The organism is Clostridium sp. TW13 (assembly GCF_024345225.1).
GTDB classification, from domain to species: Bacteria; Bacillota; Clostridia; order Clostridiales; family Clostridiaceae; genus Inconstantimicrobium; species Inconstantimicrobium mannanitabidum.
This window is the reverse complement of record NZ_BROD01000001.1, coordinates 1,065,673-1,081,588: the sequence shown is the minus strand read 5'-3', so window position 1 is coordinate 1,081,588 and position 15,916 is coordinate 1,065,673. Positions and strand designations below refer to the sequence as shown.

Annotated in this window: 12 protein-coding genes and 1 riboswitch; all 12 genes read right to left on the bottom strand. The window is 30.6% G+C overall.

Features of this window, described 5'->3' with window-relative positions:
* Nucleotides 1–58: 58 nt before the first annotated feature.
* Entirely contained in the window at nt 59–1,090 is a 1,032-nt protein-coding gene (locus OCU47_RS05180; protein ID WP_261827528.1) for an alpha/beta hydrolase, read from the bottom strand.
* Between the two features lie 97 nt (nt 1,091–1,187).
* Nucleotides 1,188–1,880, bottom strand: a complete 693-nt coding sequence (locus tag OCU47_RS05175) for a manganese catalase family protein (RefSeq protein ID WP_261827527.1) — start codon at nt 1,878–1,880, stop codon at nt 1,188–1,190.
* Nucleotides 1,881–2,040: 160 nt separating this feature from the next.
* Entirely contained in the window at nt 2,041–3,303 is a 1,263-nt protein-coding gene (locus tag OCU47_RS05170) for a cytochrome b5 domain-containing protein (protein ID WP_261827526.1), read from the bottom strand.
* A gap of 65 nt (nt 3,304–3,368) precedes the next feature.
* Nucleotides 3,369–5,168: a heme NO-binding domain-containing protein gene (locus OCU47_RS05165; protein WP_261827525.1), complete on the bottom strand. Its 1,800-nt coding sequence runs from the start codon at nt 5,166–5,168 to the stop codon at nt 3,369–3,371.
* A gap of 301 nt (nt 5,169–5,469) precedes the next feature.
* On the bottom strand, nt 5,470–7,857 hold the full coding sequence (locus tag OCU47_RS05160) for a sensor domain-containing diguanylate cyclase (RefSeq protein WP_261827524.1): 2,388 nt from the start codon (nt 7,855–7,857) through the stop codon (nt 5,470–5,472).
* A 180-nt stretch (nt 7,858–8,037) separates the two neighbouring features.
* Nucleotides 8,038–8,850: a Cof-type HAD-IIB family hydrolase gene (locus OCU47_RS05155; protein WP_261827523.1), complete on the bottom strand. Its 813-nt coding sequence runs from the start codon at nt 8,848–8,850 to the stop codon at nt 8,038–8,040.
* A gap of 105 nt (nt 8,851–8,955) precedes the next feature.
* Nucleotides 8,956–10,935: an ABC transporter ATP-binding protein/permease gene (locus OCU47_RS05150; RefSeq protein WP_261827522.1), complete on the bottom strand. Its 1,980-nt coding sequence runs from the start codon at nt 10,933–10,935 to the stop codon at nt 8,956–8,958.
* A gap of 168 nt (nt 10,936–11,103) precedes the next feature.
* Nucleotides 11,104–11,667, bottom strand: a complete 564-nt coding sequence (locus OCU47_RS05145) for a DUF3867 domain-containing protein (protein WP_261827521.1) — start codon at nt 11,665–11,667, stop codon at nt 11,104–11,106.
* 286 nt (nt 11,668–11,953) lie between these two features.
* On the bottom strand, nt 11,954–13,153 hold the full coding sequence (locus OCU47_RS05140; protein ID WP_261827520.1) for an aspartate kinase: 1,200 nt from the start codon (nt 13,151–13,153) through the stop codon (nt 11,954–11,956).
* 104 nt (nt 13,154–13,257) lie between these two features.
* A riboswitch (Lysine riboswitch) is annotated at nt 13,258–13,429 on the bottom strand.
* 50 nt (nt 13,430–13,479) lie between these two features.
* Nucleotides 13,480–14,184: an ABC transporter ATP-binding protein gene (locus OCU47_RS05135; protein ID WP_261830587.1), complete on the bottom strand. Its 705-nt coding sequence runs from the start codon at nt 14,182–14,184 to the stop codon at nt 13,480–13,482.
* The gene (locus tag OCU47_RS05130; RefSeq protein WP_261827519.1) at nt 14,177–14,956 is read right to left on the bottom strand and encodes an ABC transporter ATP-binding protein; all 780 of its coding nucleotides are present in this window, start codon (nt 14,954–14,956) and stop codon (nt 14,177–14,179) included. Before OCU47_RS05130 ends, OCU47_RS05135 begins: the two co-directional genes overlap by 8 nt.
* Nucleotides 14,957–15,916: a branched-chain amino acid ABC transporter permease gene (locus OCU47_RS05125; RefSeq protein WP_261827518.1), complete on the bottom strand. Its 960-nt coding sequence runs from the start codon at nt 15,914–15,916 to the stop codon at nt 14,957–14,959.

Genomic DNA, 15,916 nt, shown 5'->3' with positions numbered 1-15,916 from the left:
AATAATTATTTATTTATACATTCGTAGTATGCTCATTTATTTAAAATATATGTTTATATTATTTTCCAAGTTCCTTTTCTATATATGAGTATACTTCCTGTAGTGCCGCATTTGCTTGATTTGTTATCTTATCCATGGTAATAAACCCATGAGTTACACCTTTAAATTGTTTTAAATTTACTTTTACTCCAGCTTCCCTTAGCTTACCACCATATTTTTCCGCTTCATCTCTCAACGGATCAATTTCTGCTGTTATTATAAGCGTATCTGGCAATCCCTTAAAATCTTTTGTCAAAAGCGGAGATGCATATGGATTTTTTCTTTCTTCTTTTTTAGGTACATAATAAGAAATATATTGTTCCATTTCTTCACTTGAAATATTAAGCCGATTTTGAAAATCCCCCCACGACTTAGTATTCAGTTCTGCTATATTTGTAGATGGATATATTAAGACTTGACATTTAATATCAGGACCCTTCTTATTTCTTGCCATTGTAGATACTGCAGCACTTATATTGGCTCCAGCACTATCTCCAGCAAGAGAAATTCTTTTATTATCACCATTAATTTGCTCGGCATTTTTGTATGACCATTGCAACACACTATAAACATCCTCAATTGCTGCTGGAAATGGCTTTTCTGGTGCGAGACTATATTCTGATGAAATTACTATTGCTCCTGTATTCTTAGAAATCTTTCTACAAATATTATCCGCAGTCTCTATGCTACCTTCAAACCAACTACCACCATGAGAATAAATAATTATTGGTAAGTTTTTATCTTTTCTAGGAGTGTATATTCTTATTGGCACCTTTCGCGAATTTATTTCTGCTACTTCATTTTTTATATCAGAAAACTCTATAGGTTTTTCTGTCCACTTTGAGATGAGCCCATTAGAATATTTTCTAACTTCTTTTAAATCATTTTTATTAAAATTTTTAGGATTCAAAATTTTATTCAATTGTAAATTTGCTGCTAAATATGTATTAATTGTTCCACCACTTGTGTGAGTTATATTATTAATAATTAAAAATCCTACAGTAAATATTGCTATTATAATTAACACTATAGTTGTAATAATTTTCTTCATCTTTATAATTCCTCTCTTTTAACATAGGTTATGTCTGTTCTCTGAAAATTTTAAAGGAAGGGTATCTTTAGAATCAGATACCCTTTAAATTAGTGAATTATGACAATACCACTTCTTTCTCTCTTCTTGGTGACTCAAATGATGGAGGTGTTGGATTTGGTGCCTGATGATCAGGACCAGGGGTTGATAAATCAAAATAAATCTTGGAATCTTTAGTTACCCCAAAATCTTTATTAGATCCACTGTTCTGTACTTTGTTTAATGCCTCTCTAAATAATGCATTATGTGCTTCTTCTCTATTAAGCAAGAAGTCAATTGTAGCTCTAACTTCCTTGTCTTCTATTTGCCTATATAAATATTCGTATACAACCTTGGCTCTTTGCTCAGATGCTATATTTGATAATAAATCAGCCACTAAATCACCAGTGACAGTTACATAGTTAGCTGTCCAAGGTTCTCCTGATGAATTAATTAATACAGGCGAAAGTCCACATTGTACATGAGTTTGAATTTCGCCACTAGTAACCTTCGCATTATCTACTGTATGCCCATTCAATAAGTTAATTGTTTGTGCAACCATCTCCATATGACTAAGTTCTTCTGCACCAATATCCAAAAATAAATCCTTTATTTCTGGATCCTTTATTCTAAAACTTTGAGATATATATTGCATAGCTGCTTTCAGTTCTCCATTACCACCACCTAGTTGCTCTTGCATCAAAACTGCATATTGTGGATTTGGCCTTTCTACTTTCACCATATTTAACAACTGTTTTTTATGCTCAAACATAATTAACACCTCCACTTATTTTATACTTTTTATTATTTGTTCAATTATTTTAAATATTCTTAGTTAATGCATAACTTGTATTCCACCTTTATCCATTTATTTATAATAAAAAAGATGTATTAAAAAAAATACATCTTTTTCATACCATTCATTATTTATTTTAGTAATAAAATGATCTATTAGCTTTGCTTTTTGCTAACAATTGAGATGTTCCATTAGCTTCCCACTCTTCCACTAAATCAATAGCTTCTTGAGGGGTTCTTCCCATTCCCACAAGTACACCAGCCAAAATAAATTCCTGATACAAGTGTCTTGGATTAATTCCTTGATCAGCTTCTGCTAAAGCACGATTAACTAAAGGAACAATATAATATACCCAATCATCTGGATTAAAGTTAGTTGTACTAGGAGTTGAACCTGTAGTACCAGTAGTAACTCCTCCTGTTGTTGAAGTTGTTCCTTGGCCCATCATTCCACCACCCATGTTCATTCCTCCAGTGGTGCTTCCTCCAAACATCCCTCCTGTTGTTGAGGTTGTTCCTTGGCCCATCATTCCACCACCCATGTTCATTCCTCCAGTGGTGCTTCCTCCAAACATCCCTCCTGTTGTTGAGGTTGTTCCTTGGTCCATCATTCCACCACCCATGTTCATTCCTCCAGTGGTGCTTCCTCCAAACATCCCTCCTGTTGTTGAGGTTGTTCCTTGGCCCATCATTCCACCACCCATGTTCATTCCTCCAGTGGTGCTTTCTCCAAACATCCCTCCTGTTGTTGAGGTTGTTCCTTGGTCCATCATTCCACCACCAGCATTCATTCCTCCAGTGGTGCTTCCTCCAAACATCCCTCCTGTTGTTGAGGTTGTTCCTTGGCCCATCATTCCACCACCCATGTTCATTCCTCCAGTGGTGCTTTCTCCAAACATCCCTCCTGTTGTTGAGGTTGTTCCTTGGCCCATCATTCCACCACCAGCATTCATTCCTCCAGTGGTGCTTCCTCCAAACATCCCTCCTGTTGTTGAGGTTGTTCCTTGGCCCATCATTCCACCACCCATGTTCATTCCTCCAGTGGTGCTTCCTCCAAACATCCCTCCGGTAGTCATTCCTCCTGCTTGTGTAGTTCCCATTCCAGTACTTCCACTAAGTACTCCCACCTTTGGCAGACTGTTAAGAATTTGAATCAACCCATGGCAAGAATTAAATTCCTCTGTTAAATCCTTACCTGGTAAAAGTCCAAAATGCTTACCAACTTTCCAAGGTTCTGAATTACTAACATCATAAACAACTCCACTAATAGCAACATATGATGGATTTCCGTTAGTTCCATCATACTTTGCTAATTCTTCTATTGTAAATTCCTTATCTGCTCTAAAAAAATTATCTCCTATAAGATCACTAATTGCTCTTGCGTCAAAATATATAGACATAAATTCCTCTCAAAATATTTCTATCCCTAAAGTATATGAATAAAGTATTTTAAGTGTTAATATTTTTATATCTTATATTTTTCTAAGTCATTTTTAAATGCCTCAGTAATTCCCTTAAAATCATGTATATTATCTATAAGCTTCTTAATCTCATTTGTATAATTTATTACATTGGCACTTACTTCTTCTGAAGATGCTGAATTTTCTTGAGCTATAGCAGCTAAAGATTCTATACTATCATAAACACTAGAAATAGAATCCGCCTCTGTATTAAGTTTATCTATAGTATCTATCATAGAAGATGCTACACTTTTCACTGATTGATTAGCTTCAAAACTTATGTTTCTAACCATTCCTAAACTATCTGTTTCTTTTTCCAACACAACATATTGACTTTCTATATTAACTACTAGAGATTTAATTTCTTCAACAAATTGTTCTAAATTTGTGTTAATCTCTTCAACAGCCTCCTTAGATTGTTCTGCTAACTTTCTTATTGATTCGGCAACAACAGAAAATCCTCTTCCCTGTTCTCCTGCTCTAGCAGCCTCTATGGATGCATTTAAAGCTAATAGATTAGTTTGTTCTGATATCCCTGAAACTATAGAAACAATATTAGTTATATCTTTTGCCTTAACTTCAAGCTTTGAACCCTGTGTCTTTACTTCATTGAATTTTTCTAAAGAACTTAAAATATTCCTACTTGCACTATCTACATTTTCGTAGCTATTATTTATTTTATTCACAGCTGCTTCAAGTTCAGTTTTATTTGAGTTTTCATTTTTAACTATATTTCTTAATGCTGTAATATTTCCATTAAGTGCTTGCACTGCTATATCCGTATTTTCTGCTTGCATAACTGCTCCATTAGCAACTTGTTCAACAACTCCTCCAATTTCATCTGAAGTATGTTTCATTGTATCTGATATATTATTAATTGTATCTACAAATGTATTCATTTCATCTGTAACACCCTTAAACCCAACAAAATCTGCTTGAATAACTTTCTTATGATTTTTTAATGCTTCAAATATTTCTTCAAAAAAATCATTAGTAATAATTTTACCATCAATATTATATTGATTATTAATTACTCTTTGTATCTCTTCATTTATTATATTTTTAGGTCCCATCATTAGTGAAACCACAGCAAAAGCTGCTATACCAGATATACCACTTCCAATTAGTGCTTTGACTATATTATTTAAACCTAACATTGGTACCATAACAATAGCTGATATTATAAAAGTAAATAAACCTGCTTTTACTCCAAAGCTCTTAATAAATCCTAAAGAAAATAATCTATTAAAAAAATATTTTTTACTATAATAAATATCTTTATCAAATATAAGCTTTAACTTTAACTCACTATCTGTTTTTGATATTTCTTCTATCTGTACCTTCTCATTAAAATATTCACAAGATCCTTCTAGCATACCCTTGAAATAATCAAACATTCCTCTTGATGAATTGTAACTAAATACTGCTTCTCTCCTCGATATAGGTTCTATTAGTACTAAAGGAGGTTTAGCCCCTGTAAATTTTTTTGTCATTACCACATGCACATCATACATAGATTTTAGAAATGAATATACATTATCATGTTTGAAAAACGCAGGATAATCTTGACTGAAAGATTTTATATTATCTTGTCCAATTTTTCTCCACAATACTCCTACTTCCATATTCTCTTTTTGAGCTATATGAGCTATTAATTTTTTAACTTCATCATCTTTGATATTTTCAATTGGAGAAAATATCTTATCACTTCCCCAACCAATAAAATTCAAAGACTCATTTACTACTGAGTCTCCAAACAACTTCCTATTCGTTTTTATCCAAGTTGATACAACTGTACCCTTCAAAATTCATTCCCCCTATTTATATCCTCATTTTGTCGAAACAAAATATTATGTAATATTTATTATTATTTATTACTATTAATTTGATTATATAGTTATTTTTTTATTTTTGCAATGCACCTGAAAGAATTTTCGACTTATATTTAGTTATTTTAATACTCCTACCTGGCTGAGAAAAATGCTCTTAACTTTCATTAATCAAAAAAAGCAGAACAAAAAGTTTTATATCTTCGTTCTGCTTATATAAATTAAAGCTTATAATTATTTACTTTTTCAATAGATTATCACTTTCACAGAAGTACAACTAAATATCCTCAAAAATACAATAACCATCTTTACCATTTTTCTTAGAATAATATACAGCCTTATCTGCACTAATAAAAAGTTTCTCATATGAATTTCCATGCAAAGGATAAAAAGCTATTCCTATACTACCTGATACCTTAATCCCCCAGCCTTCTTCAATATTTATTTTTCTAAACCCTTCAACTAATTCATCTGCTTTATTTTGGATAAATTCCTTAGAAGATACATCTTTTAAAAACACTATGAATTCATCTCCACCAATTCTTCCAATGATAGAATTTTCTTTAAAGGTTTGTGACAGCATTGCAGAAATTCTATTTAGTACATAATCCCCAGCTAAATGGCCTAAAGTATCATTAACTAGCTTAAAATTATCTACATCTATTACAAATAAAGCCCCTTTAGAACTTTGTTCTGCATTCCTCATGTATTTCTCAACTAGCCTTTGAGAAGTTCCTTTATTATATAAACCCGTAGCACTGTCTCTTTCTGCCATAAACAAAAGATTTTCTGTTTCCTTTTTCTGTTTATCAATATCTATTATTGCTCCTATGGCTCTTACTATATCACCATTTTCATCAAATATTGAGGTTATCCTCATTTTACACCAAGTATAACTATCACTATCTTTCTTAATTCTAACTTCAGTTTCTCCATATCTTTCTCCACAAACAATATTGTTAATTAAATTACTAAATTTACGAATATCATCTTTATAAATAAAATCATTATTCACTAATTTCTTACTAATTTCAGTTATATTCAGTTCAACGTTAAACCTATCTTTTAAATTTTTAGAGTACTGAATACTATCCCTTTTGACATCCCACTCAAAAATTATATCTTCTGTTTGAGACATTATTATACGATAACGTTCCTCACTTACTCTGAGCTTTTCTTCTGCAATTTTTGCATCAGTTATATTCAACACTACGCTATAACTATACATTTTTCCATCTCTATCTTTAACTATTCTTCCATTATCAATTAGCCATATTATACTTCCATCTTTACGTTTAATTCTAAATTCTACTGTATATTTATCGAACATTCTTATTTGGTCGATAATTTCTTGTTGTACTCTTTGGCGATCCTTTTCATATACCAAATCAAATATACTTTTGCCATAGAACTGATGAAATTCCTCAGGTTTATATCCTAAAATATTTAAACATCCGTAACTTAAATAATCTATCAAATATTCACCATTTTCTATTCTATTACGATGAACACCTCCAGGTATATTAGAGGTTAAAGATTCTAAATCTCTATTTTTATCTTCTATTTGTTTCCTCTTTTTTTCTATTCTTTCAATTAGGTCATTAAATGCTCTAGATATTTCTCCAAATTCATTATCTTCTTTATAAACAAATCTTCCTTTGTAATTTCCTTCTCTCACCTTTCTAATAACTTCCAATAAATCATAGATCGGTTTTGAAAAATAATTAACAACAAAGGTATAAGATATAATTATAAGTAAAAAAATGAATAAAATAATGATGATAATAGTATTTATTGTTTTATTAAGTGGCATTTTGAATTCATTCCATTCAACTCCACTTAGCACTACCCATCCAGTATCGCTAATTTTGGAATAGTACCCAATTTTATCCACACCATTCAATTTATATTCTATTATCCCTTTCGGATACTTATTGGAATCTATTTTTCTCCATTGCTCATATAAATTGTTAGGTGCATTGATTGAATTAATATTACTTATAATATTTTTGCTACTACTAGCTGCGATAACTCCTTTCCCATCGAATATGGCGACTTTCCCTGTTTTAAAAAAGTGTGTATTACGCACCATATTTTGAAAATAGCTCATATCAATTATGTATAACATAGCACCTTGGTATTGCTCTTTAACAAACACAGGAGCTGCAATTATGGCAGTTTTCACACGATTGTTTATATCAATATCTGTTACTACTGCTTGCCTATTTATTAACTTGTCCATATCTTTTTTAGAGAATATCACTGTACTATTTATAGTATTATTGTCAGTAGCTGCAATTACTTCTCCTCTTTTGTTCACAAGACTAGCTTTATATATATAAGACTGCTGCTTCTTTCTGATGCATAAAATTTGGCTTACTATACTAGTGTATTCGTTAATATTTATAGAACCCATATTATTATTAGAATCCTCTAATAATTCTTGAGTTATTTGGATATTAGAAACAAAGTTTAAATCTCTAGAATTCTGCTCAAAAAAAGTTGATAGAATTATTGATTGATCATTTGCAACAGTTGTTACATTTTGTTTGATTATATCAATATCCTTTGCTCTAAAATATACAACAGTAATTGCCGTAGAAATAACTACAGGCAATATTCCAAACAAAATAGAAAAAGTTATAAACTTTTTTCTTATATTCATTTTTTCACCTCTTTTGTACTTCAATATGCTTTTATTCTTCATATGTTTATAATATAATATCATTTTTTGTCGTTGATTTCCATAATTATATATATTTTTTTATACTTTTATTATAACATTAATCATGCTATAATAAAATATTTTTGTATTTCATTATATTTTGCTGAAAACTAAATATTTTTATATCCATTTAAAATATTCACATGCATATTCAATACCATCTCTATGTGATTTATGAGTTATAAATGAAGCAACTCTTTTTAACTCATTGCAGCTATTTCCCATAGCTATTGAGTTTTTAGCATACTTAAATAGACTAATATCATTTCTACCATCTCCAAAGACTACAATATCATCCAAGGATAAATTATATTTTTCCCGAATATATTCCACACCTTTTTCCTTGAACTCAAATTCAACAGACCTACAATACTTATTGTTTCTAACAGTATATCCCTGTAGACATTTTAATTTATCAATCAATTTAGAGTTATAAAATAATAATTTTTGCGTAGGTTCCTGAATTAAACGTTCTTTTTCTACAACTTCCACATTCATATATGTGTTAATAGCTTTCCCATTCACTGATCCAACTTTAAAAAAATTTGTCTTTGATAGTACACTCATGAATCCTATATATGAAGTAAGTTTATTGCCTTTATAAGTTGTATAACATTTGCCATCACCTACAGTTACCAAAATAACATTATAAATACTACATTCATCTAATATATCACTTAACTCATGCTTTCCAAAAAACATTTGATACTCTATTTTATTATTTATGACAACAGTGGCACCACCAGCGCAAACTGCATTACTAATTTTAAGTTCATCCATTAATGGTTTTACCTCATTATATACTCGACCGGTAGCTAAAAATATAGCATTACCTGCTTCTTGTAATTTTTTTATTGTATTTCTAGTTGACATTGGCATCTTATGAATATACGGTTGTAAAGTTCCATCTACATCAAAGAAAAAATACTTCATAATCACTTCTCCTCAAAATACGCTTATAATCTTATCAAATAATATATAGATAAAATTATAAGCGCATTTAGCTCTTGACACTATTACTTTTTGAGATACTATTTTTTATTCTCTCCTTAATGATTCTACTGGATCTAATTTCGCAGCCTTACTTGCTGGCATCATACCTGATATCATACTAATTACTATGCTTACAACTATTCCAAAAACTGCATACCAGCTATTCATAATTACTATATCTATATTAAACTTCCTATTAGAAACTAGATTGGTTGCGAACATCAATAGTAAAGAAAGTCCCAAAGCAATTACCCCACTAAACAAACCAATTAAAAAAGCTTCTGACACAAATATTCTTCTTACATCTTTTCTTCTAGCACCTATTGCCTTTAGAACACCTATTTCTTTTGTTCTTTCTACAACACTAATATATAGAACAACTAATATCATTATGGCAGATACCACTAAGGAAATCCCTGATATTCCTGCCAGTACATATGTAATTATGTCTATCATTTCTGTAAACATTGATGCCATCATCTCTTGGGTAGATCCCATATAACCTAGTTCTTCTATTTTAGATTTTATCCCCTTAGTGTATTTATCACTATTAGTAAGCAAGTATACTGTAGTTGGTTTAAAATCAAAGTTGTTCCTTTTACACAAACTTTCTAAATCCGCGTAATTTAACATAACTATCTCCATGTTTGACATTGAATCATTGTTTCCTGAAGTATAAATTCCACTTACAACGAAATCTTCATGCATATAATGCTGATTTATTAAAATGTTAAGGGTAACCTTCTTACCAACAACATCCTTATCAAGTTTTCTAGCAACCATCTCATTAATAATAATTTCATTATTTTTAGGTAACCTTCCTTCTTTTATGTTGGAATTAGTTATATTAGACGATATGGATCCAACCAACAACAAGTGGCAATTACTCTTTCCATAAGTTAAAGAATTGGAGCCTATTGATATAATATTAAAACCTTTCTCAACTGCAGTTACATGGTTTATTGCTGATAATTTATCTATATCTGATTGCTGAAATGGCCTTTTTTCTCCAACCATAGGCATCATTGGAGGTCTAAAATTATTTTCTGACGCTTGATTATTCTCAGCATTCTTAGGCATATTAACTTCAATAACTAACTGATTTACATGCCTGCTCATAGTATCATTAAAATATTGTTTTACTCCATTCCCTAGTGCAAGTAAAAATATTACACTCATTATACCTATACTTGCACCCAATGAAACAAGAATATTACGTATTTTCTTCTCTTTCATATTTAAAAATGCCAATTTTATTGCTGAAATAAAACTTAAATTTTGCTTATTTTTTTTAATTCCATCATTGGAAATATAATTTAATTTAGTATTTTCTTCTAATATAACACCTGGCTTATCATCAATAATCTGCCCATCTGAAATCTCTATTACTCTGCTTGAAATAGCGGCTACTCTTTCAGAATGAGTAACCATTATAACTAATTTTCCTTTTTCAGCGATATCTCTTATTATATCTAAAACTTGAACTGTAGTTTCAGAATCAAGAGCTCCAGTTGGTTCATCTGCCAATATTATTTCAGGATTATTTATTAATGCTCTTGCTATTGCAACTCTTTGCTTTTGTCCTCCAGATAATTGATTAGGTTTTTTATATATATGTTTTTCTAAACCTACATCATTTAAAATCTCTTTTGCACGCTTTATTCTTTCTTCCTTAGAAACATTGGCCAAGGTCATTGCTATGGTCACATTATCTAAAACGGATAAATGAGATATAAGGTTAAAACTTTGAAATACAAATCCAATCTTATTCTTTCTATAAATATCTAATTCTCTTTCTGTAAAATTACCTATATTTCTTCCTGCAACTAAAAGCTCACCACTAAAATCAGAATCAAGTCCTCCAATCAAATTCATTAAAGTTGATTTTCCACTACCTGATTCTCCTATTATGGATACAAGTTCTCCACTCCCAAAAGAAACATTTATTCCTTTCAATGCTTGAAATTTTTGATTATCACTCAATCTATATGTCTTTTCAACATTCCTTAATTCCAATACTCTCAAATGAAACATCCTCTCTCTATATATTAAACACCAATATTTCTATGATTATATATCCTCATTGCTTTAATTTAACATCACAAGTAATAATCTATACAAAACTCGCATTAATATACAAAAAAAATGTACTAAATTATTATATAACAATCTAGTACATGCAATTTGAAGTTTTTAATAAGAATACTCAGTAACATTTTGATATAGTTTAACCTTAAGAGTTTTATCTTCCATTAACTTTTTATAAGAACATAAAAATTCATTTATTTCCACATCATTAAGATCCACTTTTCCTTCACTTGAAATGACAACATTCTCTTCTTGTAAATCTATCACTATATTATTTACTTCATTTACTATTTTATATTGGGAATGTATCTTATCTTCTATAGAATTTTTATATTTTTCTTTAAAGCTTTGAGTTTTTCTTATTGCTTCATAATTTTTATCCAAATCAAAATTAGTAGCATCAAGTCCCAAAGTTTTTAATTGAGTTTCCATATATTCAGAATCCAAACCATAACGTTTAAGCATTTCTTGTTGAATCTTCAAAAACTTTTCTTGAGAAATATTATTATCTTCCATGTATTTCATTATATTTTTTGATAGTTCAGCCATAGATATTTCTCCTCTTGAAAGAGAATCATACAAGCTAAAAATATAATTTTCAAACTTTTCTATATCTTTATCTCTTACTTTATTTTTCAATTCATTAAAATCAATAACACCATCGCCCATAGAACATTTCATCTCCTATTCACTTAATTTATTAATTTTCGTATTCCTTTAATCTTAGCACGTTCTTCAATAAATGCAAGTATCTTTTTTACCTCATTCATTACTTCCTCTTTTAAGTATATGGCTATACTTTACTAGTTATATATATTTTTTATCTAATTTTTCTATAACCTCATTACCAAGCTTTCTATATATGCATGTAAATTTCTTAATTTAAAAATAAAGTGGAAAGAAACAATAAGTATTATCTCTCTCCACTACATTATAATATATTTTACTCAATAGTTTACAAATTAAATTCCTTTGCTACTAAATTTAAAGCTTTTAGCTTATCTTCTTGCTTTATAGCACAGGTTATTCTTATTTCAGAAGTAGTTATCATCTTAACATCAATATTTCCATCAGAAAATATTCTAAACAATTTAGCAGCTACTCCTGAAGTACATTTCATTCCTATTCCCACCAAAGAAAACTTTGTAATTTCTTCATCCACTACTATTTGGCTTTTATCTACTAAACTTATTAATATATCCATAGCTTCTATGATTTCAGTTTTAGGAACAGTAAAAGACACATTTACATATCCATTAATAGGTGCAGTTTGAGAAATCATATCTATATTAATTTTTTTACTTCCTATCTTCTCAAAAAGTTCACAAATAATATTTATATCTGATTTTAAATCTTCTATAGTTATTGCTACATCATCGTCACTTGTGGCTATTCCTGTTACTGGTTTACTTTCTAAATTCATTGTTTTTCCCCCTCTTATTTCAGTTCCAACAATATTGCTGCAACTAAGTCCAACATAAACTGGTATATCATACTTTTGAGCAAGCTCTATACTCCTTGAGTGCATAACTTGAGCTCCTAAACTTGCTAATTCAAGCATCTCCTCGTACTCTATATATTCTAATTTTTTGGCTTCTTTATATTTTCTTGGATCACAGCTATAAATTCCATCAACATCTGTATAAATTTCACATCTTCCTCCCAGTTTAACAGCAAGAGCTACTGCAGAGGTATCTGAGCCTCCTCTTCCAAGTGTAGTAATATCTCCAACCTCATTTATTCCTTGAAAACCTGCAACAATTACTATTTTCCCTTCATTTAAGCTTTCTTCAACCCTAGTTACATCAATGTCTTCTATTAATGATTTGCCATAACCTCCATTAGTTTTTATACTAATTTGATAAGCAGTATAGCTAATTGCATCATAGCCCTTATTTATTAATGCCATAGCTAATAAAGATGCCGAAATCATTTCTCCAGTGGAAAGAAGTACATCCATCTCTCTTTTACTTGGATTATGGCTAACTCCTTTAGCTAAAGAAATTAAATCATCTGTGGTATCCCCCATAGCAGACACTACAACTACTATGTCTTCCCCTGCATCTTTTCTTTTTATAACCGTATCTGCCACTTTTAGTATTTTTTCAGTGGTAGCTACAGAGCTTCCACCATATTTTTGAACAACTAATTTCAAAGATTTCTCCCCCTTTTGTTATATACCTTAAGCTTTAATTTCTCAAAAATAAAAAAGCAACCAAGGTACACCTCAGTTGCTTGAAAATATCAAACATTTTATTGTGTCCTTGTAGCTCTCCACTTGAAAATTCAAGTGACAACCGTGCATATATTTTATGCAAAGCCAGAAAGAAATTTTGCAAATTACTTTCTTCGGCCATGACTCCTTTCTTTATATATCAACGCTTGCGGCTCCATATAAATACTTTTAGTTCACAGCACCTCTACCCTAGGTATATTATTTACTTTTCTATATATTAACACAATATTTTTGTAAATTCAATATTATTCCCCTAAATATGCTTTCTTTATATCTTCATTATTCATTAAGTCCTTAGCAGCACCACTGGTAACTATATTCCCAGTTTCTAATACATATGCCCTATGTGCTATGGATAAAGCCATATTAGCATTTTGTTCTACTAGAAGAATTGTTGTGCCTCCTTGATTAATTTCCTTAATTATTTCAAAGATTCCTTTAACAATTATAGGTGCTAACCCCATAGAAGGCTCATCTAATAGCAATAGTTCAGGCTTACTCATTAATGCTCTTCCAATTGCAAGCATCTGCTGTTCCCCACCAGATAAAGTTCCGGCTAACTGAAGTTTTCTTTCTTCTAATCTAGGAAACTTCTCAAAAATACTAGCATACTCTTCTTTAACCTTATGTTTGTCTTTTCTTGAATAAGCTCCAAGTTCAAGATTTTCCATAACAGTTAGATTTGCAAATATCTTTCTTCCCTCCGGAACATGCCCCATACCTTCATAAACTAATTTATAAGCAGGCACTCCTTTAAGCGCTTTTCCTTTAAATTGAATAATTCCACTTTTGTAAGGTATAAGGCCAGAAATTGCTCTTAAAGTAGAGGTTTTTCCGGCACCATTAGCACCAATCAATGTGACAATTTCACCTTGGTTTATCTCTAAATTTACATTCTTAAGAGCATGAATTCCACCATAATACACATTCAAATTCTTAACTTTAAGCATCTGCCTCATTCCCTTCATATGGCTCTCCAAGATAAGCTTCTATTACTTTTGGATTATCCTTAATTTCTTGCGGAGTTCCTTCCGCTATTTTTTTCCCATAATCTAAAACAGCTATCCTATCACAGATTCCCATTATTAATTTAATATCATGTTCTATCAATAAAATTGAAACCTTAAATTCCTTACGTATCCATCTAATAAGTTCTGTAAGTTCTATAGTTTCCTGTGGATTCATTCCTGCTGCTGGTTCATCTAGAAGTAATAATTCTGGACTAGCAGCTAATGCTCTGGCAATTTCTAATCTTCTTTGTTCTCCATAAGATAAGTTTTTTGCTTTATCATAAGCTTTGTCATCTAAAGAGAAAGTTTTTAATAACTCCAATGATTTTTTTTCTATCTCATTTTCTTCTCTCATATATCGTCCACTCTTAAATATAGAATCCAAAATGTTATATTTCACTCTATAACCATAAGAAACTTTAACATTATCTATTACTGAGAGGTTGGAAAATAATCTAATATTCTGAAATGTTCTTGCTATTTTATTTTTTGTTATTTCATATGGTTTCATTCCAATAATATTATTGCCATTGTATTCAAGACTTCCACTAGTAGGCTTGTATACACCTGTAAGCATATTAAAAACAGTAGTTTTCCCTGCACCGTTAGGTCCAATTAATCCTATAACTTGTGTTTCCCCAATATCCAAACTAAAGTTATCTACTGCCTTAAGTCCACCAAACTCCATAGTTAAATTCTTAACACTAAGCACTTATATTCCCCTCCCTTCTTTTTTACTCTTATTTCTAAAATAATCTACAATTCCTTTAAGTGAAAATTCTTTGCGCCCCATAATACCTTCTGGTCTAAAAATCATAAGCAGTATTAACATTATAGGATAAATTATCAATCTGAAATCTTGTAATTTTCTTAACATCTCTGGTAGAAAAGTTAATATAACTGCAGCAAATATTCCACCAGAAATTGAACCCATTCCACCCAAAACTACAAATATAAGTATATCTATTGATCTCATGAAATTGAATGTAGTAGGCTCAATGAAATTTACATATTGAGAATATACTCCACCAGCAATTCCTGCTATAGCTCCTGCTATAACAAAAGCCATTATCTTATACTTTTTTGTGTTAACTCCCATAGCTTCAGCAGCAATTTCATTTTCACGAATTGCAATCATGTTTCTACCTTGAGCAGAAGTTGCAATATTATACATTACTATAATCACAGCTATCATTATAAAAAATGCCCAAGCAAAGTTTGTTTTAACTGGGATTCCAGGAATTCCTCTAGGCCCTCCCAAAGCATCTATATTGGTTATTACTATTCTTATAATTTCACAAAACCCTAAAGTGGTTATAGCAAAATAATCTCCTGATAGCTTTAATGTAGGTATACCTATAACAAGTGCCACTATTCCTGCCACTACTCCGGCAATAACTAAATTTGCTAGGAAAGGAAGTTGCATTTTAATTGAAAGCATTGCTGCCATATATGCACCTATCGCCATAAAACCCGAATGGCCCAAACTTAACTGACCAGTAATTCCTGTAATTAAATTTAGTGATACTGCTAACATAACATTTATGCAGGCTAAAATTATAATTCTCTTATAGTAATTATTTATAATTCTTTCATTCATAAGCTCATTCAATATAAAGAATAATGCCACTGCTATGATTATATAAATTATTAGCTTAAGATATTTTTTCAT